The sequence below is a fragment of the Chitinophaga hostae genome, from assembly GCF_018224885.1.
GTDB lineage: Bacteria > Bacteroidota > Bacteroidia > Chitinophagales > Chitinophagaceae > Chitinophaga > Chitinophaga hostae.
Genome location: NZ_JAGTXB010000002.1, coordinates 410617 through 435486 on the forward strand (window position 1 = coordinate 410617; position 24870 = coordinate 435486).

Here is a 24870-nt window from a genome sequence, read left to right on the forward strand (position 1 = left end):
TCAAAATATTGAACAATGAAATTTGGCATCCGTTCTTTTCAAGAGGCAGGATTTGATATCATCGCACTCCAGGATCTGCAAACAGGTACACAGGTTGAAATTATTCCGGCCTATGGCGCACTGCTGCACGCCTTCAAAGTAAAGCGTGGAGAGGAAACCCTCAACCTGATAGATAGCTATAAAGACCTGGCCGACCTGGAAGCAAATCTCCGCAGCAGCTTCAAAAGCGTAAAATTGAGTCCTTATGCATGCCGCATAAAGGATGCAAAATATTCCTGGGAAGGTAGCGACTACAGCATTCAGAAAACGATTGCCCCCGGTAACGCCATCCACGGCTTATTATATGATGCCGCCTTTACAGTAACGGCACAGGAGGCCAACGATCAGCAGGCTGCCATTACCCTGACCCATCATTTTAAACAAACAGATGATGCAGGATATCCTTTCGCCTATGATTGTATTGCTACATTTACACTGCACGCCAACAATGAACTGCAGCTGAGCACTAAGGTGGTGAATCAGAGCAATACAGTCATTCCCGTTATGGACGGCTGGCATCCTTACTTCACTACCGGTACACCTGTAGATGAACTGGAGCTCACTTTTGCATCGAAACAGATAGTAGAGTTTAATGAAAAATTACTCCCTACGGGTAATCTTCTTCCTTATACAGAATTTGTATCCGGCAAACTGCTGAAAGGGGTGGAGCTCGATAACTCCTTCCTCCTTGACCAGGAGAAGCCACAGCCCCAGGCTACGATCCACGATCCGAAGAAAAATATCAACATCGCATTTTATCCCGGTAACAACTACCCGATATTGCAGATATATATTCCGCCACACCGTACAAGCATCGCAGTAGAGAATCTTAGCGGAGCGCCGGATGCCTTCAACAACGGGATTGGACTGGTTCAGCTGGCTGCAGGGGAGAGCAGGGTGTTTGATACCCGTATCCGGATAACCCTGTAAATCATTGCCCGATGGCATAGTCTTTGGCACACCGCCTTTGTAAGTAACCAGATTATATCACCATATAAATTAAAGTATTATGGACAAGTTACAGATCAAAGGCAAGTGGAACGAATTAAAAGGTACGCTCAAACAGCAATATGCCGATTTAACAGATGATGACCTGCTATATGAGGAAGGACAGGAAGATAAACTGATTGGAAAACTCCAGCAGAAACTGGGTAAAAGCCGTGAAGAAGTGATCAGTTTACTGGAATCTGCCTGATTGAAATATATTCTCAAAATAAATTGCCACAAATCCTTCTGCCGCAGGCAGAAGGATTTGTTTTTTAAACCCGGTAGCATTTCCTTTAATTTGTACCTTCAATGATGATATGAACAATGTCTATACAGATATGTTTGTAAGGCAGAGGAAGGGATTCAACAGTCAAATTTATTATACTCTATATGAAGGTTTTATTACGCATCATAGCATTGGGCTGTATTTTCAGCATGGCATTCGCGCCCCTGGTAAACGCGCAGGTTACTGTTACAGGGATGATTTCAGACAGCAATAAACTGGTGTTGCCCTATGCTACTGTCAGCAATCTCAACTCCGGGAAACGCGCCCTCTCTGATCAGGGCGGATATTATAAAATATATGGTAACCGTAACGACCGTATTGTGGTAACCTTTGTGGGGTACAAACCAGATACTGTTATCATCACCCAGGCAAATGGAACACAAACCATTAATGTGGTGATGGAGTCGGCGGGTAAATTCCTGAAAGGAGTGGAAGTGACTTCCCAGTACACGCCTTACCAGATAGATTCCATTGAAAGACGTAGCCAGTATGGCTATATTCTCGATAAACCCAATCAGCAGCTGGCGGGTGGCAGCACCCCCGAAGGTGCCGGTATTGTAATAAGCCCTATCACCCGTTTTTCCAAAAAAGAAAAACAAAAGCGGCAGTTTAAGAAGAATTATGAGCAAATGGAAAAAGAAAAGTATATCGACTCCCGCTTTACACCAATTTTGGTAAACAAGGTAACCGGCTTAACCGGCGATTCGTTGCAGCACTTTATGCGGGACAATTACCCGGACTATAATACCATGCGCACCATTAACACCAACGATCTGTACTATTGGATCACGGATAAGTATAAGGCGTGGAAGAATAAGAAAAACTAATTTTTGTCTTGCGCAGGATTAGACTGATTTTGACGATCACCTGATTTTACTTCTGATATTTTATTGATTTTAAAAAGATTTGGGAAGATATAGGCGAATTCATATCCGCTTATATCTTCCCAAATCTTTTTAAATCAAAAAGTAAAATCAAATAATCGTCAAAATCAGTTTAATCCTGAGCAAGACAAATTTCGCTGCATTTTTTGCTAAAAGCTAAAAGCTAATGGCTAAAAGCTAACAGTTGCCACGAAACCCTCAATTATAAACCTTCACCATATACACGAAGTCTTCCAGTTTTTTAATCTGGTCTACCCGGTTCATACCTTCGAGGTGACTTTTGTGATTCAGGTCTCTGCGGATTTGTTTGTCTTTCGGCATTTCGTCCAGCAGGTGTTTGAGGTGGGCCGATTTTACGGCGAAAGCAATACCATCGGAGGTAGTCTGTTTGCCGGTTACGATACCTACCACATCTCCTTTACCGTCGAGCAGCGGTGCGCCGCTGTTGCCCGGATTTACAGGAATAGATACCTGGTAGGCAGTGGTATCGCCATTGAAGCCTGTTTTGGCGCTGATATATCCTTTGCCGTAAACAATTTCATCGCGGGGGAAGCCCATCGTGAATACTTCTTCACCCAGTTTTACATTCTGGGGTTTCAAAGCATAGGGCAGCGGCTGACTCTTAAAAGTGGAGTCGGCAATTTTCAGTACAGCCAGGTCGCTGGATATATCTTCAAATATGCTGACAGCTTTAAAAGCTTCTCCTTTATTATTTTGAACATATACAGAATCGGCGCCGGCTACTACATGATAGTTGGTTACTATATAACCATTGCCGGATACCGCAAAACCGGTACCGCCATAGGTGCCGGGATTTAACGGCGCCTTGCTCTTGCTGTTCATATCATTGATGAGGGCGTTCTGGGAGCGTTGAATGTTATTCAGCACTCTTCTTACGTCTTCATATTGTGCAGTGGATTTGTTTCTCGCTACGTTTTGTATCACCGCGATGGTAGAGAGGGAGGTAACGAGTGCAATACAGGCGGCAGCAGCCAGGTTGGTAATGGTTCTGCGGCGGATGAGTAATCTTTTTGCAGTTTGGTTGCTTTCCTGCGCCTGTTTGCGGAGGGTAGGCATATCCAGCTGCTGATGAATTTTATCCAGTTTGGCCTGTAGATGTTGTCTTTGTCCGTAGTTACCAAGATGCTGAAGGAACAGCTGGTGTTCTTCTACCTGCTGATTTATGAGCGGATTGGTACGGCGTAATTCATCGAAAGCAGTTTTTTCCTGTTCGCTCATTTCCCCTTCCAGGTAACGTTCAATTTCACGTAATAAGATCATGTCTTCTTTCATGGCTGCTTTCTGCTTATGGTGTTTTGTACTGATCAAAAAATAGCTTCTTCAAACGCATCAGGCACTTATATTTCTGGTTTTTGGCGTTTTCGGCATTGGTATATCCAAACTTCTCCGCTATTTCCTGCATTGATTTTTTATGCAGATAATAGTCTTCCAGGATGGTTTGGCAAGGCTGACCAATACTGCTCATAGCCCCTTCCATGATCCTGAATTCCTGATCCCTGGCATTATGTTCTTCCAGTTCTTCCGTAGCCGGTATAACTTCTTCCAGCTCAGGAGATAAGGCGTATAGTCCGTAGGTACGTTGTACTTTTTTAAGCCACAAATGACGGCAAACCGAATAAAGAAAGGTTTTAAGCCTGCTGCTTAAAGTAAAATCTCCGCTTTGCACCTTTTCATATAAGACTATAATGGCCTCCTGGAATACATCCTTGGCATCGTCTTCCGAGCCGTTATGCTGAAGGATCATCCTTAAAACCACTGGAAAATTCTCTGAATAGATGATTTCCAATGACTTATCATCGCCTTTTGCCAGTCCCAGCAACAATTCCCTGTCTCTTGTTATATCTTGATTTTGCTTCACTCTTAATACAGTTATTAGGCATTTGGTAACCCAAAGTACCAAAAAAAAATATTTTTAAAAGTTTGGGTTACCTTTTGGGTGATCCCGGTATAAAGGTTAAATCATTCAAAAAACAACTTAAATAATTGTAACATGAAGAACGTAATCAAAATCGGTTTCCTGGCTCTGTCTTTCGGTATTTTCGCAGTTGCTTGCGGTGGTGCAAAAACTGAAACTAATACTGACTCAACTGCAACTGCTGCTAGCTCTGCTATCGATTCAGCTGCTAAAGCAAGCACTAACGCTGTAGATTCAGTTGCTGCTGCTGCTAAAGCTACTGTTGACTCTGCTGCTAAAACTGTAGATTCAGCTGCTGCTCATCACTAATTTAACTTTAGGTTTTATAATTAACCGTCCTGGCTTGGCCTGGACGGTTTTTTTGTGTCCGCTTGATTTGAAAATGACGGTTTGTTAAAAGTTATTTAAAAAACTGTGCTTTTTGTTGAAAAAAGCCTATTTTTTGATGTAACCCCTTGGATAATTAAAATCGTGCCGTATTTTTGTTCTACACTCAAAAGGAATACAAATAATTACATGAAACAAACGACTCTTGGATTTTTTGGCTTTTATTATTTCTGGTACCAGAAATAGGAAGGTCGTTTGTACAAAATAAAAGATACTACAAAAGGGCCTTCCGGTAAATCGGAAGGCTTTTTTTATAACATTAACAGAAACAGTAAGTATATGTTACAGCCAGCTTTAGGCAATTACTTTTTTTATTACTTCTCTTACTTCTTTTATGCGAAGAAGCAGGGGACTCGTTTGCAATAATATACTTACAAATAAAAGTACTACGCAGAAGGGTCCCTGAACGGGGCCCTTTCTGTTTTAAATAGCTAGTTGCTACAGCAACTATAAACAAATAAAATCAATCACATACACATGAAAATTGCCATACAGGGATTTGAAGGATGTTTTCACCAGGTAGCAGCCCAGGGATATTTCGGTAAACAGGTCGAAATTGAGTGCTGCGCCTCCTTTGCAGAGCTGGTCAGGAAAACAAAGCAACAACCCGATGTGGATGCTGGTATGATGGCCATCGAAAACTCTATAGCCGGCAGCATTTTACCAAACTACAGCCTCATCAAAAACTCAGGTCTGCATATTATCGGTGAAATATACCTGCAGATCAACCAGCACCTGATGGTATTACCTGGTCAGACAATGGAGGACCTGCGGGAGGTACATTCTCACCCGATGGCTTTATTACAGTGCATGGATTTCCTGGAGAAATACCCACATATTAAACTGGTGGAAACAGAAGATACTGCCCTCAGTGCAAAGCATGTAAGACAAAAGAAATTGAAAAGCACTGCTGCCATCGCCGGTAAGCTCGCCGCAGAAATCTTTGAGCTCGACATTATTGCGCCAAATATCCATACTAATAAAAACAATTATACCCGTTTCCTGGCAGTATCCCGTACACCTATTGCCACAGCGGAAGATGCCAACAAAGCCTCCGTATACTTTCAGACCAGCCATGACAGGGGAAGCCTGGCCAAGGTGCTGACACAGATTGCGGTAGCCGGTATCAATCTTTCAAAACTGCAGTCATTCCCAATACCGGCAAAAGAATGGAACTATTATTTCCATGCTGATATGGAATTCGATAACGCAGCTCATTTTGAAAAAGCGCTGTCGAAGATCGAGCCACTCACAGAACACCTCACTGTGCTGGGTATTTATAAAAAAGGAAAAACACATTAATCAGTTTTATGCAGATACAGGTTGCTAAAAGATTACAAGGCACAGAAGAATACTACTTCTCCAAAAAACTCAGGGAGATTGAGGAAATGAACCAAACCGGCACCAGGGTGATCAACCTGGGTATCGGTAGCCCGGATCTGCCTCCTCATCCTTCTGTGGTAGCTGCATTAAACGAAAATGCTGCATTACCCAATACCCATAACTACCAGGGATATAAAGGTATTCCGGCCCTGCGTAAAGCAATGGCGGAATGGTATCAGCGCTATTATAACGTAACCCTTAACCCGGATACAGAAGTACTGCCGCTGATCGGTTCCAAGGAAGGAATTATGCACATTTGCATGACCTACCTGCAGGAGGGAGATGAGGCACTGATCCCTAACCCGGGTTACCCAACCTACCGTTCTGCCGTAAACCTGAGCGGCGCTACCGTAGTGGATTACGACCTTACCGAAGAAAACAGCTGGTTGCCTGATCTGGATGCCCTGGCGAAAAAAGACCTGAGCCGTGTAAAACTGATGTGGGTAAACTACCCGCATATGCCCACCGGCGCTAAGGTAAACAGGGACTTTGCTGCCAAACTGATCACGTTTGCCAAACAGCATAATATCCTCATTTGCCATGACAATCCGTATAGCTTCATTTTAAATGAACAACCGGAAAGCCTGCTGCAGTTTGAAGGCGCAAAAGATGTGGTACTGGAACTGAACTCTCTCAGTAAGTCATCCAATATGGCAGGCTGGCGTATAGGCATGCTGGTTGGTAAGGCCGCCTGGATTGCAGAAGTACTGCGCTTTAAAAGCAATATGGATTCCGGCATGTTCCAGCCCATGCAAATGGCCGCTGTAAAAGCCTTGCAGCTGGGGAAAGACTGGTACGATGAATTGAATAATATTTACCGTGCACGCAGGGAAAAAGTATTCCAGTTACTGGACCTGCTGCATTGCACATACGATAAAAACCAGGTAGGCATGTTCGTTTGGGCGAAAATTCCTGCTACTAACGAAAATGGCTATACGCTGACTGACGAAATACTGCAAAAAGCCCGTGTATTCATCACTCCCGGAGGCATCTTCGGAAGTAACGGTAACGGCTATATCAGGGTAAGTCTTTGCCAGGATGAAAAAGTTTTCCAGGAAGCGATAGATCGCATCAAAACAAACATACAATGATCGCAACGATAATAGGAACGGGTTTAATAGGTGGCTCGCTGGCCATCACGCTGAAAGAAAAAGGCGTGGCGGAGCGGATCATCGGGGTAGACCAGAACCAGGAGCACCTGCAGCGTGCACTGGAGCTGAATATCATCGATGAGGGCGCGGGCCTGGATGACGCCATGCTTCGTTCAGACCTGGTAATCCTGGCCATCCCCGTAGATGCTGTGCTGCAGGCGCTGCCCGGCATCATGGACAAGGCACGCCCCGGCCAGGTAATTATGGATGTAGGTTCAACAAAAGAAAAAATATTGCAACTCGTTGCCGGTCATCCTAACAGGGGTCGCTTCGTGGCTGCCCATCCGATGGCCGGCACCGAGTATTCCGGCCCCGATGCGGCCGTACGCAACCTCTTTGTACACAAAACCATGGTATTATGCGATGTGAAAAACAGCGATGAAGACGCCCTGGAAGTAGTGGAGAATATGGTAGACCAACTGCAGATGCGTACTGTATATATGAACGCGGAAGAGCATGACCTGCACACCGCTTACGTATCACACATCTCCCACATCACCTCTTTTGCCCTGGCATTAACGGTGCTGAAGAAAGAAAAAGAATCAGGCCGCATCTTTGAACTGGCCAGCGGTGGTTTCGAATCTACCGTGCGCCTGGCGAAAAGCTCTCCTGATATGTGGGTGCCTATCTTCAAGCATAACCGGAATAACGTGCTGGATGTGCTGGATGAGCATATCAGCCAGCTGCAGCAAATGAAAACGCTGCTCGAAGCAGAAGACTACGATACCTTTTACAAATTGATCCAAAAATCCAATAAAATCAGGAAGATCCTGAAATAATTAAATTCTGATAATCTACTTAACTTCAATACTATGGTACAGACAATGGAACAAATTTTATCTCAAACCAAATTCTCAGATCCGTCTTCCGATAAAAAGCCGTTGATCATTTCCGGACCCTGCAGTGCAGAAACCGAAGAGCAGGTATTAGCCACCGCACTGGCCCTGCAAAAAACTGGTAAAGTGGACGTTTTACGTGCCGGTATCTGGAAACCCCGTACCCGTCCTGGTTCCTTTGAAGGTATCGGTACCAAGGGGCTCGCATGGCTGCAGAAAGCCCGCGAAATCACCGGCCTGCCTTTAGCCGTGGAAGTAGCTACTGCTAAACAGGTAGAAGACGCCCTGCACTTTGGTGTGGATATTTTGTGGGTAGGTGCACGCACCACAGTAAACCCTTTCTCTGTACAGGAAGTAGCCGATGCCCTGAGAGGTGTGGACACTACCGTATTGATTAAGAATCCTATCAATCCCGACCTGGAGTTGTGGATAGGTGCTGTTGAAAGAATCCAGAAAGCGGGTATCAGCAAAGTAGGTTTGATCCACCGTGGCTTCTCCAGCTATGGCAATACCCAATACCGTAATGCGCCGATGTGGCACCTGGCTATTGAGCTGAAACGCCGTATGCCTGAACTGCCAATGATTTGCGATCCTTCGCATATCTCCGGCCGCCGCGATATCCTCCAGGAAGTTTCACAGGAAGCCATTGACCTGGATTACGATGGTCTGATGCTGGAAACACACGTAGATCCGGATAATGCCTGGAGCGATGCCAAACAACAGGTGACTCCTGAAAAACTGGCAGAACTGCTGGATGGTATTGTTTGGAGAAGAGAACATACCGATAAAAAAGACTTCAACTCTGCCCTGGAAAAACTGCGCGCGCAAATTAACCAGGTAGATGATGAAATTATGCTGTTGCTCGGCAACCGTATGAAAATTGCAGAAAAGATCGGTGTATACAAGAAAGAAAATAACATCACCATCCTGCAAACAAATCGCTGGAATGAAATCCTGGACCGCGCAGTTGCCAAGGGCGAAAAACTGGGCCTCACCAAAGATTTCATCGTGAAGTATTTCGATGCGGTTCACCTGGAGTCTATCAACCGTCAGAACAAAGTAATGAACGAAGAGAAGTAGATATAACAGCTTTTAGCTTTTAGCAGTTAGCTGGTAGTTGACTGCTAAAGGCCGAAAAGACGCTTTCTGAAAGCGGATCAGCACTTCCTTTTCAATCTTCTTTTTCTAACAGCTAAAAGCTAACCGCTAAATGCTAAAGCAACTCCACCAGTTTGAACAACAGGAAACCACCTATTTCTTAGGAGAAAGCCTGTTGCAGCTGGGCAACCATGTAGACGCTAACAGGGCGGTACTGGTAATAGACGAAAATGTGGAACGATATCACGGTCATCATCTGCAGCACTGGAAAAAAATTGTGGTGCCGGCAGGGGAAGAGGTGAAGAACATGGCCACTGTAGAAATGATCATTGACGGACTGACTGCACATGAGGCCGACCGCAAAACCACCCTGGTAGGTATTGGCGGCGGTATGATCACTGATGTGGCCGGATTTGCCGCCAGTATTTATATGCGTGGCATTCCTTTCGGCTTTGTCCCAACCACATTGCTGGCACAGGTAGACGCGTCGATAGGTGGCAAAAATGGGGTGAGTCATGGTAAACATAAAAACCTGCTGGGCATTATCCGCCAGCCGCAGTTTATTTTGTTTGACTACACGTTACCACTTACCATGCCTGCAGAGGAATGGCATAACGGTTTCGCCGAAATCATCAAATACGCCTGTATCATGGATGCAGCGCTGTTTGATTTCCTGGAACAAAACAAGGAAAAGGCGTTGGCGCGCGATGTAGCCGTACTGGAATACCTGGTGGAAAAGTCTGTGGCAGCAAAAACAAAAGTAGTGCTGGAAGATGAGCTGGAAACAGGCCCGCGCCGCTGGCTTAACTTCGGACATACGCTTGGACACGCCGTAGAAAAGCTGGAGCATATTGCACACGGTAAAGCCGTGGCCATCGGGATGGTAGCAGCAGCCCGGTTTTCAGAAAAACTGATGAATTATCCTGCTGATCAAACTATCCGTTTGATAAAGCTGATCAGCGACTATCAATTGCCGGTAGCTTTTACTTCCGATAAGGAAGCAGTATTTGATATCTTCAAACTGGATAAAAAGCGGGAGAAGGACGTAATACATTTTGTATTACTGGAGCAAACAGGTAAGGCTACCACCATGCCCATACCTATTGCAGAACTGAAGCTGTTACTGCAGGAGTTGTAAAATTTTTTTAATCAATTTAAAGGCGGACGAAATATACATATGCAAGTTACTGTATCACCAGCTACTATTAAGGGTACCGTTACCGCGAACCCTTCTAAAAGCGCGATGCAACGCGCCGTGGCAGCAGCTTTGCTGGCAAAGGGAACTACTATTATCCGTAACCCGGGCCTCAGCAACGACTGTCTCGCAGCATTGGAAGTAGCCGAGAATCTGGGCGCTAAAATCAAACGGGAATACGACTATTTTGAGATCACCAGCAATGGTGTAGCCCCATTTTATGATGAAATCAACTGCGGTGAATCCGGTTTAGGTATTCGTATGTTTACACCGATCGCAGCCTTGTCGTCACTGCCCATTACCATCGAGGGCCATGGTAGCCTGACTACCCGCCCCATGGACTTCTTCGAGGAAGTATTGCCGCAGCTCGATGTGAAATGCACTACACAAAATGGTAAATTACCCCTGCATATACAGGGCCCTTTACAACCTAAAAATATTACCATCGATGGTTCGCTGAGTTCACAGTTTCTCACAGGGCTGCTGATGGCCTATGGCGCTGCTGCCGAAAACGTAACCATTACCGTTACCGATCTGAAAAGCAAACCATACATTGCGTTAACCCTGCAACTGATGGCACATTTTGGTGTTCAGGTAACAGAAAAGAATTTTGAAACCTTCCATTTCGGCGGAAAGCAGGCATATAACCCTTGCGACTATACGGTGGAAGGCGACTGGAGCGGCGCGGCATTCCTGCTGGTAGCAGCTGCAGTAGCAGGTAAGGCAGAAGTAGAACATCTCAACATCGCTTCTGCACAATCGGATAAAGCGATACTGGAAGCACTGGAAAAGGCAGGTGCACATCTCATGTCCGGTGTATTTACCGTGAATATTGAGAAAGGCGGACTGAATGCATTTGAAATAGATGCTACCGACTGTCCGGATCTGTTTCCCCCGCTGGTAGCACTGGCGGCTAACTGTAAAGGCACTACGAAAATAAAAGGCGTAAGCCGGCTGGCACATAAAGAAAGCGACCGCGGTTTAACACTGCAGGCCGAATTTGGTAAGATGGGCATCCGGATAGAGCTGCAGGACGATATCATGCTGGTACATGGTGGTACCGGTATCAAAGGAGCACATGTACATTCACATAACGATCACCGTATTGCTATGGCCTGTGCGGTTGCAGCGCTCACGGCCGATGGCCCGGTGGTGATCGACAATGCGGAAGCGATCAATAAATCCTATCCGGAATTTTATGATCACCTCGAATTGCTGGGCGGCAAGGTTGCAGTAAGCGTTTAGCTTTTAGCCGTTGGCGTTTGGGATCTCCCGAAAGGCTAACAGCAAAAGCTGTTTTTTCACTTTAAATCATCAGCGTGTGAACAGTTTTGGCAGATTATTCAGGGTAAATGTTTTTGGAGAGTCGCATGGCGCCAGCGTTGGCGTAAATATAGATGGCATACCTGCCGGTTTGCCATTAAAACAGGAAGATTTTTTAGCGGACCTGGAACGTCGCAAGGGCGGGTCCAGAGGCACCACGCCCCGCAAGGAAGAAGACCTGCCTTTTATTAAGTCCGGTGTATTCAACGATCACACCACCGGCGCCCCCCTGACTATTCTTTTTGAAAATAATAATACCCGCAGCGCCGATTACGATAAGCTGCGCGAATTTCCCCGCCCGGGACATGCGGACTTTGTAGCCACCGAAAAATTTGGCGGCTTTGAAGATTTCCGCGGAGGCGGACATTTCAGCGGCCGGCTTACCCTGAACCTGGTAGCCGCAGGGGTTATCGCCAAAAAAATACTGGGCGATAACATACAGGTAAATGCTACCATCACGGAAGTAGGTGGTTACGCCAACCCGGAAGAAGGCCTGGAAGCTGCTATCGCAGCGAAAGATTCTGTAGGCGGTATCGTGGAATGCGTGGTAAATGGATTGCCGATCGGACTAGGAGAGCCTTTCTTTGACTCCCTGGAATCCGCCCTGGCACACGCCGTATTTGCCATTCCTGCCATTAAGGGAATTGAATTTGGCGCCGGGTTTGCCGCTGCCAAAATGAAAGGACTGGAACATAACGACCCCATCATCGACAAAACGGGCAAAACCGCTACCAATCATGCCGGCGGTATCGTTGGCGGTATCAGCAACGGTAATCCGCTGGTATTCCGTATCGCGGTAAAGCCTACCTCCAGCACGCCGAAAGAACAACATACGCTCAACATAAAAAGTGGCGAAGTGGAAACTTTCAGTGTAAAGGGTCGTCACGACCTCTGCATCGCATTGCGCGTACCCGTAGTACTGGAAGCCGTTACGGCAATGGTACTGGCAGATTTCATGCTGCTGGAACAACGCAGACCGCGGATTTTGTCTTTCCCAGGATTAGACTGATTTTGATGATTTCCTGGATTTTTTTCTGATGATTTTTTTGATTAAAAAAGATTAGCGAAGATAGAAGCATATAAAACTTCCGTCTTCGCTAATCTTTTTTAATCTAGTTAATCTAAAAAAACTCAGGAAATCATCAAAATCAGTCTAATCCTGGGAAAGACAACATCCGCTTACTGCTCGATCGCCAGTAATTCCACATCAAATACCAGGGTGCTTCCGGGGCCGATTTTCGGACCCGCGCCACGATCGCCGTACGCCAGCTCAGAAGGAATGAAAAGACGCCATTTGGAGCCTACAGGCATCAATTGCAGTGCTTCTGTCCAGCCCTTGATCACACCACTCACCGGGAAGGAGATAGGCTCTCCTCTGTCCACAGAGCTATCGAATACAGTACCATCGATTAAAGTACCATGGTAATGTGTTTTCACTTTGCTGTTGAGGGTAGGTTTGGGACCATCGCCTGCTTTCAGGATCTCGTATTGCAAACCATCAGGCAGCGTTACCACACCTGGTTTAACTTTGTTTTCAGCCAGGAATTTAAGTCCTGCTTCACGGTTTTTGGCAGATTTGTCAGCTTTTAACTGCTGCAGATAATTACTTATGCTCATATCACATTGTTCTTTTGACAGTAATAAAGTTTGATTCTTCAATGCGTCTTGTATGGCCCTGGCCAGTATGGCGGTATTGACATTATCCAATCCCTGTGCTTTCAGATTTTCAGCGATACTTGCCCCAATGCCATAGCTCACAGAATCAAGGCGGTTTTTTAGTACCGTTGTTTTCGCGGCAGTTTTGATAACTGGTTTCTTAGGTGTAGGTTTAGTTTGACTGAAACCTTGTGCAGACAAGCATCCCAGTGCCCCTATGAATAGGTATTTTTTGTACATAAACGAATTATTGTCAGATAATGTATTAAAATAAGGATTTTAATGATGTCTGCAAGGTAATCAATAATTTATTTTACAACCGGCAGTATCACATTCGACGGATGCTGTGCATCGTGATAAATGCGGATAGTGGCCTTTTTAAAGTCTTTGTCGGTGGCTTTGTAGATATCCATAAACTGCTGCGGGTTCCGGTCTGTGAGGGGAAACCAGCTGCTTTGTACCTGGATCATCATCCGGTGACCTTTCTGGAAGGTATGGGCAACATCCGGCAGGGTAAATTTCACGGTAGCAGGCTGATTGGGCACAAAAGCTTCCGGATTTTCCATGCTGTTACGGAATTTACCCCTCATAATTTCCCCACGTACCAGCATCTGGTAACCGCCCATCGGGTAGGTGGATGAAGGCACACGACGATGTTCGCTACCCACTTCTTCTTCATATTTGAAATCATCCGGGAACACATCAATCACCTTCACGATGAAGTCTGCATCGGTAGTACTGGTGCTGGCAATGATATCAGCTACAATAGGACCGGCAAGAGTAACATCGTGGTCAAGCACTTCACTTTCAAACACTGCTACATCGGGTCTGCGGGCGGCAAAGCGCTGATCGTCAGTCATGTAGTTAATAGTGCGGGTAAAATGCACATCCGCTGTATAAGGAACCGGTTTTGCCGGATCGCTTACATATTCGCTGAAACTGTTGCTGGCAGTTGGTTTGGTGAATGACAGCTTACCGTTTTCCTGCAGGTAAACAGGCGCTTCCTCCAGGTTCGCAGGAGGCCATTTAGGTAACTGTTTCCATTTGTTTTCACCGGTGAAAAAGATGGTGGCTTCCGCGATATCCGGCGCCTGGCCCTTGCCTTTCAGATAATAATTGAAGAAAGGAATTTCAATGTTATTAGCGTAATACTCAGCGGTATTACTGCCAAAGCGAACATTGCCCAGGTGGGTACCATCGTTGGATGCCCACTGACCATGATACCAGGGGCCCATCACAATTCGGTTGTTGGTATTCGGACTTTTTTCCTCAATAACTTTATAGGTATTCCATGCGCCGAAGCAGTCTTCCGCATCGAATACACCGCCTACTTCCAGCATAGCCGGTTTAACGTTCTGCAGGAAGTTACGCACATTGCGGGCTTTCCACCAGCTGTCGTAGGTAGGGTGGGCGTACATTTCATGCCAGAAGGCTACACTGTCACCGATAATTTTTGAGAAGTTGGGCAACGCGCCGGTTTCCAGGTAGTATTTGTAGTTGTCGTGCGTGTAGTAATCAATTCCTTTAGGCCCCTCGGTGGTTGGCTTCGGATGAGGATGATCAAAAACGGTATAAAAAGAAAAGGCGTCAGAAATAAAGAAGGCGCCGTTGTGGTGAAAATCATCTCCTATAAACCAATCTGTAACAGGCGCCTGAGGACTCACTGCCTTGAGGGCAGGATGACCGCTCAATGCCGCCATAGTAGAGTAGAAGCCGGGATAGGAAATACCAAATACGCCAACATTACCATTGTTGCCGGCAAGATTTTTTACCAGCCAGTCAATAGTATCATAGGTATCGCTGGCCTCGTCAATATCTTTTTTACCTTTTTTAGCCGGATTGAAAGGACGCACATTCACAAATTTACCTTCACTCATCCAGGTGCCTCTTACATCCTGTATCACCATAATATAACCTTCCTTCAGGTATTGGTTATAGTGGTTTTTATACAACGGGCGAAAAACGGTTTCACCGTAAGGCGCACAGGAGTACGGGGTACGCGTCATTAAAATCGGATGTTTTTCCGATTGATCTTTGGGCAGGTAAACAGAAGTAAACAGCTTAACACCATCCCGCATGGTGATATATAATTCTTTTTTCGTGTAATGCTCGTACATCCAGAGGGAATCCTGGTTAACGGCTTTACAGGCAACGGGCAACAGGAATAGCGCGGCGCAGGCCAGCAGCAGCCATTTTCTCATAAACGGTTTATTTAAGATTTAGATACCGGCTAAAGTAGTGAAAAAATGTAAATAGCCCGGCAGGTATATGGGGAACGGTTATTGACCCAGTTTTTCACGTTCCTTTTTTGGGAGACTGGCTACAACAAGGTCATAGGAGTTTTTGATCCACTCCAGGAGGAGTTTGTTGGGAATACCGGAATGCACGTCAACAGTGTTCCAGTGTTTTTTATTCATGTGATAGCCGGGAATCACGCCCTCATAGCGTTCGCGCAGTTCTATTGCTTCTTCCGGATCGCATTTCAGGTTAATGGTTTCGAATTCGGTGAGACCGCTCAGTGCAAATACTTTACCACTTACTTTGTATACCAGGGTTTCATCTCCGAAAGGAAATTCTTCTGTAACGCCGGGCAGTGAAAGACAATATTCCTGGAATTGAGCTAGGTTCATGAGTGTAGCGGTTTACTGATTTTTGTAGTCGGGTGTTTGACTACAAAAATCAGTAAATTTTTGGAAATTATGACATAGCGATTCAGGATATCTATTTCGGCTATTGTACCTTGATATAACTGAACTTGCAGATGGTAACTGCACCGGGAGCAGTAGGATAAATATCGGTCTCTTTTTGTTCGGTTATCATATTGGTGACCCTATTAAATTTATAGCTGAAGTCTGTATAACTTCTTTCTTCAATGAGTTTAAGGGTATTGTTTTCACCAAATGAAAAATGCATCGCTGCATAGGTTGATGCATTATAAAAAAGTGGATTCTGGATAAATAACTGGTAAAACAGATTGCTCTTTTCTGAAGTCTTACCTTGTTTATCTGTCTTAGATCGTTTTGTTATGTCTTTGCTTTCCCCCATTGGCAGAGGTCATCCCGGGCAGGATTATATAATGCTGAAACGTCCTGTACATCGGTGTAATGTACAGGACGTTTCAGGGAAAAAATAAACCTTATTTTTTATTAATACTGATAATCACACGGGAATATCTTGCATAGGTAATCTCCACTTCCTGGCCTGCACGATATCCTTCCAGTGCCCCCCGCATCCAGTAGAATAAACGTTTTTTCTTATTCTCGAGCAGGATCATAATATTGGTTTGTGAATCATTGTTTTCCAGGTACACCGCTTCCATAGGCGCGTGCAGCGTTGCTTTCTGCAAAGCGGTCAGGTCCTTCTTTATCGCCCAGTAACGGATGTCTGTTACTTTAATCAATGCAAATATCAACGCCACTACAAAGCTTAACAGCCATACCCAGAACCAAAGATTTTTGAACGACAGGAGTGAATCATCTGCATCGCCCAGGTTATTGTGGGTATACAAATAAATCTGAGGTATAATAGCCGCTACCAATAATAGCCCAAAACCGATAAGGGTAAATTTGGTTAACTGTTGTTTGTTTCTCTTCAGCGCATCCTGTAATAAAAAGTGTTCTTCAGTCGTAATAAAGGTGTAGTCAGACATAGTTGTTGATGGTTTTTCAGTAGGCTAATATATAGATAAACAATTAATTAATTATATTTATATATATAATTTTTTATTCAGTGGTTATTGTTTTGCCTGTTTACAGCCATTTTTAGAAAATATGTGTTAAAATATTATTACATGTTTTGGAAGATGTATACATATGTGATAACATATTTCTACGCTTTTATTAACGTATTTATAATCACTGAGGTGATTTTCAGTGAAAATAGTTTTCTAATTTGCGACCCATTATAACCCATCATCTGTTATTCTTCCCCATATTATTTGCGGTTAATCATAAAACGACAATTGTGAAAAGGACTTTTTTATTTGCCGTTGCCTTGCTGTTGATCAGCACCGGTAACTATGCACAGGACACGACCCAGCTAATAACAGAAGGACGGAAGAACAGCGCTACCCAGCAAACAAAGCCCTACGTGATCATGATCTCTATCGATGGATTCAGGTATGATTATGCTGAGAAGTATAACGCAGCGCAACTGTTGCAATTATCCGGCGCCGGTGTGCGGGCTACCGCCATGCAGCCATCTTTTCCATCACTAACCTTTCCCAATCACTATACCCTCGCTACCGGATTATATCCTGCACACCATGGACTGGTGGATAATCTTTTCTACGATCGTAAAAGAGACTCCGTTTATAAGGTAGGTAACCGGGCTGCTGTGGAAGACGGCACCTGGTACAATGGGCAGCCGCTATGGGTGCTGGCAGAGAAACAGCAAATGATCAGCGCCAGCTATTTTTGGGTAGGCTCAGAAAGCGCCATACAAAACGTAAGGCCAACCTACTATTTTAAATACCAGGAAAAAACAAGTATCGACAAACGCATTCAGCAGGTCGTAAACTGGCTGCAGCTACCGGAAGAGCAGCGCCCGCACCTGATCACTTTCTACTTCCCGGAAGTAGATCATATGGGCCATTCCTATGGACCGGATGCCGACAGCGTACGCAGTGCCGTACAGTTCGTTGACAACGCTATCGGTAAAATGGTGGCAGCGGTGAATAAACTCCACCTGCCGGTAAATTATATCGTGGTGTCTGATCATGGTATGATGCAGGCTGATACGGTAAACACCATCCATGTACCCGACGCGCCTGAACTGCAACCACTGAAAATAATGCCCGGTAATGAAAAAGTAATGCTCTATGGCAAAAATGAGCAGGAAATAAAAGCTGCTTACGACTATCTGAAAAAACATGAACAACACTATACAACTTACCTGAAAAATGAAACACCGGAGAGGTGGCACTACGGACAGGAAGATGTTTATAACCGCATAGGCGATATTATACTATTGGCAGAAGCCAATTACGCTTTCAGTATCAACGGAAAAAAAGTGCATCCGGGGCATCATGGTTATGACAACAATCTCACTGGCATGAATGCCGTATTTATGGCCTGGGGGCCTGCATTTAAACCCCATACCCGCATTGCCACTTTTGAAAACATACATGTGTATCCGTTAGTAGCAAAAATACTAGGGCTGGATATCACACAGCCTATCGACGGCCACATTGAAGTACTGGAACCGGTACTGACCACCGGGGATTAAAAAGAAATTACGAATTGGGAATTACGAATTACGGAGTTGTGAGAAGAAAGCAGTACATAATTTTTCTTCTCACAACTCCGTAATTCGTAATTCCCAATTCGTAATTTTTCAGCTGTAAACTAAGCGCCTACTACTGTTTCCTCATAAGCGCTTGCAGGCTCGCAGGTGCAGATCAGGTTTCTGTCGCCAAACGTATTGTTGATACGGCTTACAGAAGGCCAGAATTTATTTGCTTTCACATATTCCAGCGGGAAGGCTGCCTGTTGACGGCTATATGGACGGGTCCATTCGTCAGCAGTGATCACCTGTTGGGTATGCGGTGCATTTTTCAGTACGTTATTTTGTTTGTCGGCCTGACCCTGTTCTACCGCACTGATTTCAGCACGGATAGCAAGGAGGGCGTCGCAAAAACGATCCAGTTCTCCTTTATCCTCACTTTCGGTAGGCTCAATCATGATGGTACCTGGTACCGGGAAGCTCATGGTAGGAGCGTGGAAGCCATAGTCCATCAGGCGTTTGGCCACATCTTCCGCTTCAATACCGGCAGTTGCTTTAAACGGACGAAGATCCACGATGAATTCATGCGCACAGGTGCCGTTAACACCGGTATACAATATTTCATAAGCTTTTTCCAGTCTTGCCTTCATGTAGTTGGCATTCAGGATTGCATATTCAGAAGCCAGTTTCACGCCTTTGAAGCCCAGCATACGGATATATGCGTAGGAGATCAGCAGGATGCTGGCAGAACCGAATGGCGCTGCAGATACGGCATTAGATGGTTTGCCGTCGTTCAGTGTAACGTGGCCGGGCAGGAATGGCGCCAGGTGTTTGGCAACACAGATCGGGCCCATGCCGGGACCGCCGCCACCGTGAGGAATAGCGAAGGTTTTATGCAGGTTCAGGTGGCAAACGTCTGCTCCGATCAGGCCGGGTGCAGTTAAACCTACCTGGGCGTTCATATTGGCGCCGTCCATATATACCTGTCCACCATGTTCGTGGATAGTAGCACAGATCTCTTTCACACTTTCTTCATACACGCCATAGGTAGATGGGTAAGTGATCATGATACCAGCGAGGTCTTTGCTGTGTGCAGCAGCCTTTGCTTTCAGATCTTCTACATCGATATAACCGTTTTCGAGTGCTTTTACAATCACTACCCTGAAGCCAGCCATTACAGCAGATGCGGGGTTGGTACCGTGTGCGCTGATAGGGATCAGCATCACATTACGGTGGCCTTCACCTCTGCTTTTCTGGTACTCGCGAATAACCAGCAAACCGGCGTATTCGCCCTGTGCACCACTGTTGGGTTGCAGGCTGCAGGCGTCAAAACCGGTAATCTTGCTCAGGTATTCACCCAGTTCGGTAGCCATCTGTAAATAGCCGCCTACCTGGTTGGAAGGTGCAAAAGGATGCATTTTGCTCCAGTGAGCCCAGCTCAAGGGAATCATCTCCGTAGCTGCATTCAGTTTCATGGTGCAGGAACCCAGGGAGATCATGGAAGTATTCAGGGAAAGATCCTTGTTTTCCAGCATCTTCAGGTAACGCATCATCAGCGACTCACTATGATGGGTATTAAACACCGGGTGCAGCAGGTAAGCAGAGGTACGTTGTAAATCAGCAGGAACGCCGGTAGTGCCGGCGGAAACAGCTGCTGTATCGGTAGTACCTGCGCTGAATACATGGAGTATATCGTTTACATCCGCTACAGTAGTGGTTTCATCCAGGGAAATACCTACGTTGCCATTGGAGAAGTAACGGAAGTTAATACCAGTTGCTTCTGCGGCAGACTTAACATCTGCTGCGCCCAATACCACGATGGTATCAAAAAAGTTATCTGCTGCCAGTTTCAGGCCTTTCGCTTTCAGCTTGCCTGCCAGGGTGTTGGTCAGCAGGGAAACACGGGTGGCAATATTTTTCAGGCCTTCCGGACCATGATACACGGCATACATAGCGGCCATGTTAGCCAGCAATGCCTGGGCAGTACAGATATTGGAAGTTGCTTTTTCACGTTTGATATGCTGCTCGCGGGTTTGCAGTGCCATGCGCAGTGCACGGCCACCGGTGGCATCAATGCTCACGCCGATAATACGGCCGGGAATAGAACGTTTGAAATCGTCCTTTACAGCAAAAAATGCAGCGTGTGGTCCGCCGAAGCCTAATGGAACACCAAAACGCTGCGCAGAACCAAATGCAGCATCAGCACCCATTTCACCGGGTGATGTCAGCAGCGTCAGTGCCAGCAGGTCTGTAGCCACACCTACAAATGCACCTACTGCATGCACGCCGTCTATAAATGCGCGGTAATCAGCAGTAGCCCCAACATTGTCAGGATACTGTATCAGCGCACCAAAATAAGATTCATCGAAAGAAGCTGTTTTGTAATCGCCAACTACCACTTCAATATGCAAAGGTGTAGCGCGGGTATAGATTACATCCAGCGTTTGCGGATATACGTTGGCGTCTACAAAAAAGCGGGGTCTGGTTACATGATCATGATCCTTGTTCAACGCATTGAAAAACATGGTCATCGCCTCTGCTGCGGCAGTGGCTTCATCCAGCAGGGAAGCATTGGCAATAGGCAGGCCTGTCAGGTCACATACCATCGTCTGGTAGTTCAGCAAACTTTCCAACCGGCCTTGTGAAATCTCTGCCTGGTAAGGAGTATACTGGGTATACCATCCTGGATTTTCAAATACATTACGCAAAATAACGCTGGGTGTAATGGTATCGAAGTAACCCTGTCCGATATAGTTACGATATACCTTGTTTTTCAGTGAAATGTCCTTCAGGTGGCGGAGATAATCACTTTCACTCATCGCTGCAGGAATAGCCAGTGGCTGTTGCATACGGATAGCGCCCGGAACTGTTTTGCTGATCAGCTGGTCCAGGTCGGAGGCCCCAATGGTGTCCAGCATCTGGTTGGTCTCCCCTTCATTCGGCCCTATGTGACGGTGCACGAATTCATTTTGTTGAATATCAAAAAGATTCATGATGTAAGCAGGTAATTTGAAATAGAATGCGCAAAGCTATGCAGATTTTAAGCAACGGCCAAACAATGAGTACTGGCGGGGGAAAACAGTGATAATTGATGTATTATCAAAAGGTGTCTCTGTCATAATTTTGTCCAATCACGAATTACCTATCTTTGCAGCAAATGAGCAAAATATTAGAAGACTGGGAACAGAAGGCCCAGGATAAGCAAAAGGCTAATAAACAGTTTCTGGCAAAACTGCAAACCCGCCGCGGTAAGGGGGTGGAAAAGCTGTTGCCGGAACTACATGAAGAAGCTTTCAGTAAAATAGACTGCCTCGAATGCGGAAATTGCTGTAAAACCATCAGTCCCCGCTTCAAAGGCCCTGATATCAGACGTATCTCCAAACACCTGGGGATGAAGGAAGGCGACTTTATTGAAACTTATCTCCGGCTCGACAGCGACGAAGATTATGTGGTGAAATTCACGCCCTGCCCGTTCCTCGGCGCTGATAACTACTGCGGTATTTATGATGTTCGCCCCGGCGACTGCGCCAACTATCCATACACAGATAGTTACGACTTCTTTAAACGCCCGAAAATTACCTATGAAAACAGCACCGTATGCCCTGCTGTTTACTATGTACTGGAGCGCCTGAAGGAGTCCATGAAATTATAGGAAGCTTTTAGTAAAAATGCAGCGAAGAGTAATCATCTTCGCTGCATTTTTACTAGAAGCTAAAAGCTAATGGCTAAAAGCTGGATCACGGTTTCAGATCCAGTTTCCGCATCGCCGGCGAAATAATATAGGTTGTTACTACCACACCTAATGTTACACAACCCCCAAATACTACTGAAGGCACCAACCCCATGGCCCTGGCCATAAAGCCGCTCTCGAAGGCTCCCAGCTCGTTGGAGGAGCCTACAAACATAGAGCTCACCGCGGCTACACGACCACGCATATCATCGGGCGTTTTTAACTGAAGAATGGTTTGACGGATAATAACACTGATACCGTCCAGCGAACCACTGATCAGCAAAGCGAATATCGAAAGATAGAAACTGGTGGAAAGACCAAAAAGTATGATCGTAAGACCAAAGCCGAAAACCGCTGCCAGCAGCTTGATGCCTGGTCGGTTTACCAATGGTTTGTGCGCAAGTATAAACATGGTTACCAAAGCACCTATCGCCGGCGCAGAACGCAAAAGGCCATACCCCAGGGAACCCACATGCAACACATCTGTGGCAAAAGCCGGCAGCATTGCTACCGCACCGCCAAATAATACGGCAAACATATCCAGGGCCATCGCATTCAACACCACCTTGGTTTTCCACACAAAACGCATCCCTTCTGTAAGCCCCGTCACAAAGCTCTCGTTCTTGGGTTTATAATAAACAGGCTTCGGCTTTATCCGGATCAAACTGTATAAAGGAGCAAGGAATATAAACACCACTACCAGCATAGACCAGTGCACGCCAAACCAGTGGATAAACAGTCCCCCGAGTGCCGGGCCCAGCACACCGCCAATCTGCCAGGCAGAACTGCTCCACGTAGAGGCATTGGCGTATAGTTCCCGTGGCACCAGTAACGACATCAGGGTAAAATTAGATGGACTGGTAAAGGCCCTTACAATCCCACCCAGGAATACCAGCAGGTATATGAGGTTCAGTACCCAGTGCCTGGAAATGCCGGCTACGGCCTGGTCCCAGGTAAGCAGGAATAAACCGGTACTGATAACAAGGTAGGCGATCACACATTTCAACAGCATGCCCCGCTTCTCTCTTTTGTCGACCAGGTGCCCTGCAAAGGGCGACAGCAATACCGCTGGTATTACTTCCGACAAACCAATCAATCCCAATGAAAACGGATCCTTGGAAATTTCATATACTTTCCACTCTATAATGGCAAACTGCATCGCCAGCGCAAATACAAGCGCAAAGCGGATAACAAGGTAGTAATTGAATTCCGGAAAGCGTAGCGAAGCGTATGGGTCGTTCTTTTTCGGTGCCGTTGTGTCCAACCTGATGAATTTTTTGCGAAGATACAAAATTGAATAGCTTTTAGCTTTTAGCCGTTAGCTTTTAGGAAATGCGTCGGAGAAGATATGGTATGATCTTCGCCGCATTTCCTAAAAGCTAAAAGCTAACGGCTAAAAGCTTAATCACTATCTTTATTCTGCACAAATACCGCAATGCTATGAAACTACCTTCCATCATGTTCCGGATCTTATTGCCGGTATTGTTTATGCAGGCCGCCTGTGCGGGCAATTCTTCCAAAGATGATCCGGCTCCACCGCCGGCAGTGCGCAAAGCAAAGCTGCAGCTGGTAACAGATGGATTTATTTCCCCGGTAAATATGGCCGTGCCAGGCGACGGTTCTGGCAGGCTATTTATCTGTCAGAAAGAAGGGAAAGTATGGATTGTACAGCAAAACAAGCTGTTGCCCACCCCTTTCCTCAATGTAAGCGCGGACATGGTTAGTGTAGATCCCGGTTATGATGAGAGAGGGTTGCTGGGTATGGCTTTTCATCCGGATTTCAGGAATAACCGCAAGTGCTATGTGTATTACAGCTCCCCTTCAAAAAAAGCAGGATTTAATCATACCAGCCGCCTCGTGGAATTTACAGCAGCTGCAGGTAATCCTAATCTGGCCGATCCCGCCAGCAAACGGGTGCTGATGGAAATAGATGAACCCCAGTCCAATCATAACGGAGGACAATTGCAATTCGGTCCCGATGGTTATCTGTATATCGGTCTGGGCGATGGCGGCGGTGGTGGCGATCAACACGGCGCCATTGGTAACGGGCAGGATCTTGGCACCCTGCTCGGCAAAATATTAAGAATAAATGTCGATGGCACACCCTATAGCATACCGGCCGATAACCCTTTTGTGAACCAACCGGGGGCCAAACCTGAAATATGGGCCTACGGACTCCGTAACCCATGGCGCTTTTCATTCGATAAAAAAAGCAAAATGCTGTTTGCCGGTGACGTAGGACAAGATAAGTATGAAGAGGTGGACATTATTATAAAAGGAGGAAACTATGGCTGGCGTATCCTGGAGGGCTACCACGACTACAATGTACCCGCCGGCGCCGATAAGTCACAACTGATTGCACCTATCCACGAATATAACCACGATCTGGGGATAAGTATCACCGGGGGTTATGTGTACCGGGGCAGCGCTATCCCGGCACTGCAGGGATTGTATATTTTTGGAGACTACAACGGGAAAGCTTTCTTCCTGGAATCAAAAGGCAACAAATGGGAGCGGAGTAGCCTGGAATTATCCGGCCGCCCCGCCGATAACATGCAGATACTCAGCTGGGGCGAAGATGAACAGGGCGAATTGTATATGCTTGCGAGTACTTCCGGCCAGGCCGGGTTTAAAGGCGCTGTTTATAAACTGGTGAAAGAGTAGCGGCAGCCAATATTTCATGTCGTTTAGCCGTTATCGGAGCGGAAACCTTGCAGAGGTACTGCGTAGCGGTAATTCCGGCTGTTTTTCAGCCG

23 protein-coding genes are annotated in these 24870 nt (G+C 46.0%); 14 read left to right on the forward strand and 9 right to left on the reverse strand.

What is annotated here, in order from left to right:
* Nucleotides 1–15 precede the first annotated feature (15 nt).
* The 3 genes from KE626_RS05935 (at nt 16) to KE626_RS05945 (ending at nt 2139) form a co-directional block, all read left to right on the forward strand.
* Entirely contained in the window at nt 16–969 is a 954-nt protein-coding gene (locus KE626_RS05935; RefSeq protein WP_211971940.1) for an aldose 1-epimerase, read from the forward strand.
* Nucleotides 970–1048: 79 nt separating this feature from the next.
* Nucleotides 1049–1234, forward strand: coding sequence for a CsbD family protein (locus KE626_RS05940; RefSeq protein WP_211971941.1), 186 nt, complete (start codon nt 1049–1051; stop codon nt 1232–1234).
* 182 nt (nt 1235–1416) lie between these two features.
* Nucleotides 1417–2139, forward strand: a complete 723-nt coding sequence (locus KE626_RS05945; RefSeq protein WP_211971942.1) for a carboxypeptidase-like regulatory domain-containing protein — start codon at nt 1417–1419, stop codon at nt 2137–2139.
* A 255-nt stretch (nt 2140–2394) separates the two neighbouring features.
* Here the strand turns inward: KE626_RS05945 and KE626_RS05950 are convergent, their stop codons facing one another.
* Together KE626_RS05950 and KE626_RS05955 are read right to left on the reverse strand one after the other, a co-directional pair.
* Nucleotides 2395–3525, reverse strand: coding sequence for a S1C family serine protease (locus KE626_RS05950; protein WP_211971943.1), 1131 nt, complete (start codon nt 3523–3525; stop codon nt 2395–2397).
* Nucleotides 3503–4075, reverse strand: a complete 573-nt coding sequence (locus tag KE626_RS05955) for an RNA polymerase sigma factor (protein ID WP_211971944.1) — start codon at nt 4073–4075, stop codon at nt 3503–3505. The genes KE626_RS05950 and KE626_RS05955 overlap by 23 nt, the downstream gene beginning before the upstream one ends.
* Nucleotides 4076–4207: 132 nt before the next feature.
* Here KE626_RS05955 and KE626_RS05960 point away from each other — a divergent pair, with 132 nt between their 5' ends.
* The 8 genes from KE626_RS05960 to KE626_RS05995 all read left to right on the forward strand — a co-directional run bounded on the left by KE626_RS05960 (nt 4208) and on the right by KE626_RS05995 (nt 12514).
* Complete coding sequence (locus KE626_RS05960; protein ID WP_211971945.1) at nt 4208–4441, forward strand: hypothetical protein; 234 nt, start codon at nt 4208–4210, stop codon at nt 4439–4441.
* Nucleotides 4442–4996: 555 nt separating this feature from the next.
* Nucleotides 4997–5821, forward strand: a complete 825-nt coding sequence (locus tag KE626_RS05965; protein WP_211971946.1) for a prephenate dehydratase — start codon at nt 4997–4999, stop codon at nt 5819–5821.
* Between the two features lie 8 nt (nt 5822–5829).
* Nucleotides 5830–6993 carry a pyridoxal phosphate-dependent aminotransferase gene (locus KE626_RS05970; protein ID WP_211971947.1) on the forward strand — a complete coding sequence of 388 codons (1164 nt, stop codon included), beginning with the start codon at nt 5830–5832 and terminating at the stop codon, nt 6991–6993.
* A complete protein-coding gene (locus KE626_RS05975) occupies nt 6990–7832 on the forward strand; it encodes a prephenate dehydrogenase (protein WP_211971948.1) in 843 nt (280 codons plus the stop codon). Before KE626_RS05970 ends, KE626_RS05975 begins: the two co-directional genes overlap by 4 nt.
* A gap of 33 nt (nt 7833–7865) precedes the next feature.
* On the forward strand, nt 7866–8969 hold the full coding sequence (locus KE626_RS05980) for a chorismate mutase (protein ID WP_249207292.1): 1104 nt from the start codon (nt 7866–7868) through the stop codon (nt 8967–8969).
* Nucleotides 8970–9099: 130 nt separating this feature from the next.
* Nucleotides 9100–10125, forward strand: a complete 1026-nt coding sequence (gene aroB, locus KE626_RS05985) for a 3-dehydroquinate synthase (protein ID WP_211971949.1) — start codon at nt 9100–9102, stop codon at nt 10123–10125.
* Nucleotides 10126–10164: 39 nt separating this feature from the next.
* The gene (gene aroA / locus KE626_RS05990) at nt 10165–11427 is read left to right on the forward strand and encodes a 3-phosphoshikimate 1-carboxyvinyltransferase (protein ID WP_211971950.1); all 1263 of its coding nucleotides are present in this window, start codon (nt 10165–10167) and stop codon (nt 11425–11427) included.
* A gap of 76 nt (nt 11428–11503) precedes the next feature.
* Nucleotides 11504–12514 (forward strand): chorismate synthase, encoded by a 1011-nt coding sequence (locus tag KE626_RS05995; protein WP_211971951.1) that lies wholly within the window; start codon nt 11504–11506, stop codon nt 12512–12514.
* A gap of 170 nt (nt 12515–12684) precedes the next feature.
* Here the strand turns inward: KE626_RS05995 and bamJ are convergent, their stop codons facing one another.
* The 5 genes from bamJ to KE626_RS06020 all read right to left on the reverse strand — a co-directional run bounded on the left by bamJ (nt 12685) and on the right by KE626_RS06020 (nt 16810).
* Nucleotides 12685–13401, reverse strand: a complete 717-nt coding sequence (gene bamJ / locus KE626_RS34840; protein WP_211971952.1) for a BamJ family beta-barrel-assembly machinery protein — start codon at nt 13399–13401, stop codon at nt 12685–12687.
* Nucleotides 13402–13469: 68 nt separating this feature from the next.
* Nucleotides 13470–15362, reverse strand: a complete 1893-nt coding sequence (locus KE626_RS06005) for a CocE/NonD family hydrolase (RefSeq protein ID WP_211971953.1) — start codon at nt 15360–15362, stop codon at nt 13470–13472.
* Nucleotides 15363–15440: 78 nt separating this feature from the next.
* Nucleotides 15441–15791: an MmcQ/YjbR family DNA-binding protein gene (locus KE626_RS06010; protein WP_211971954.1), complete on the reverse strand. Its 351-nt coding sequence runs from the start codon at nt 15789–15791 to the stop codon at nt 15441–15443.
* Between the two features lie 100 nt (nt 15792–15891).
* Nucleotides 15892–16074 carry a hypothetical protein gene (locus KE626_RS06015; RefSeq protein ID WP_211971955.1) on the reverse strand — a complete coding sequence of 61 codons (183 nt, stop codon included), beginning with the start codon at nt 16072–16074 and terminating at the stop codon, nt 15892–15894.
* 223 nt (nt 16075–16297) lie between these two features.
* Entirely contained in the window at nt 16298–16810 is a 513-nt protein-coding gene (locus KE626_RS06020) for a hypothetical protein (RefSeq protein ID WP_211971956.1), read from the reverse strand.
* A gap of 314 nt (nt 16811–17124) precedes the next feature.
* On the opposite strand from KE626_RS06020, the gene KE626_RS06025 reads away from it, so the two are divergent.
* On the forward strand, nt 17125–18387 hold the full coding sequence (locus KE626_RS06025; protein WP_346344345.1) for an alkaline phosphatase family protein: 1263 nt from the start codon (nt 17125–17127) through the stop codon (nt 18385–18387).
* A 119-nt stretch (nt 18388–18506) separates the two neighbouring features.
* Here KE626_RS06025 and gcvP read toward each other — a convergent pair whose 3' ends face one another.
* Nucleotides 18507–21377 carry an aminomethyl-transferring glycine dehydrogenase gene (gcvP, locus tag KE626_RS06030; protein ID WP_211971957.1) on the reverse strand — a complete coding sequence of 957 codons (2871 nt, stop codon included), beginning with the start codon at nt 21375–21377 and terminating at the stop codon, nt 18507–18509.
* A 164-nt stretch (nt 21378–21541) separates the two neighbouring features.
* Here gcvP and KE626_RS06035 point away from each other — a divergent pair, with 164 nt between their 5' ends.
* Nucleotides 21542–22036, forward strand: coding sequence for a YkgJ family cysteine cluster protein (locus KE626_RS06035; protein ID WP_211971958.1), 495 nt, complete (start codon nt 21542–21544; stop codon nt 22034–22036).
* Nucleotides 22037–22121: 85 nt separating this feature from the next.
* On the opposite strand, the gene KE626_RS06040 is transcribed toward KE626_RS06035, so the two are convergent.
* A complete protein-coding gene (locus KE626_RS06040) occupies nt 22122–23378 on the reverse strand; it encodes an MFS transporter (RefSeq protein ID WP_211971959.1) in 1257 nt (418 codons plus the stop codon).
* A gap of 176 nt (nt 23379–23554) precedes the next feature.
* Between KE626_RS06040 and KE626_RS06045 the strand changes: the two genes are divergently transcribed.
* The gene (locus KE626_RS06045) at nt 23555–24778 is read left to right on the forward strand and encodes a PQQ-dependent sugar dehydrogenase (RefSeq protein WP_211971960.1); all 1224 of its coding nucleotides are present in this window, start codon (nt 23555–23557) and stop codon (nt 24776–24778) included.
* The last annotated feature ends 92 nt before the right edge of the window (nt 24779–24870 follow it).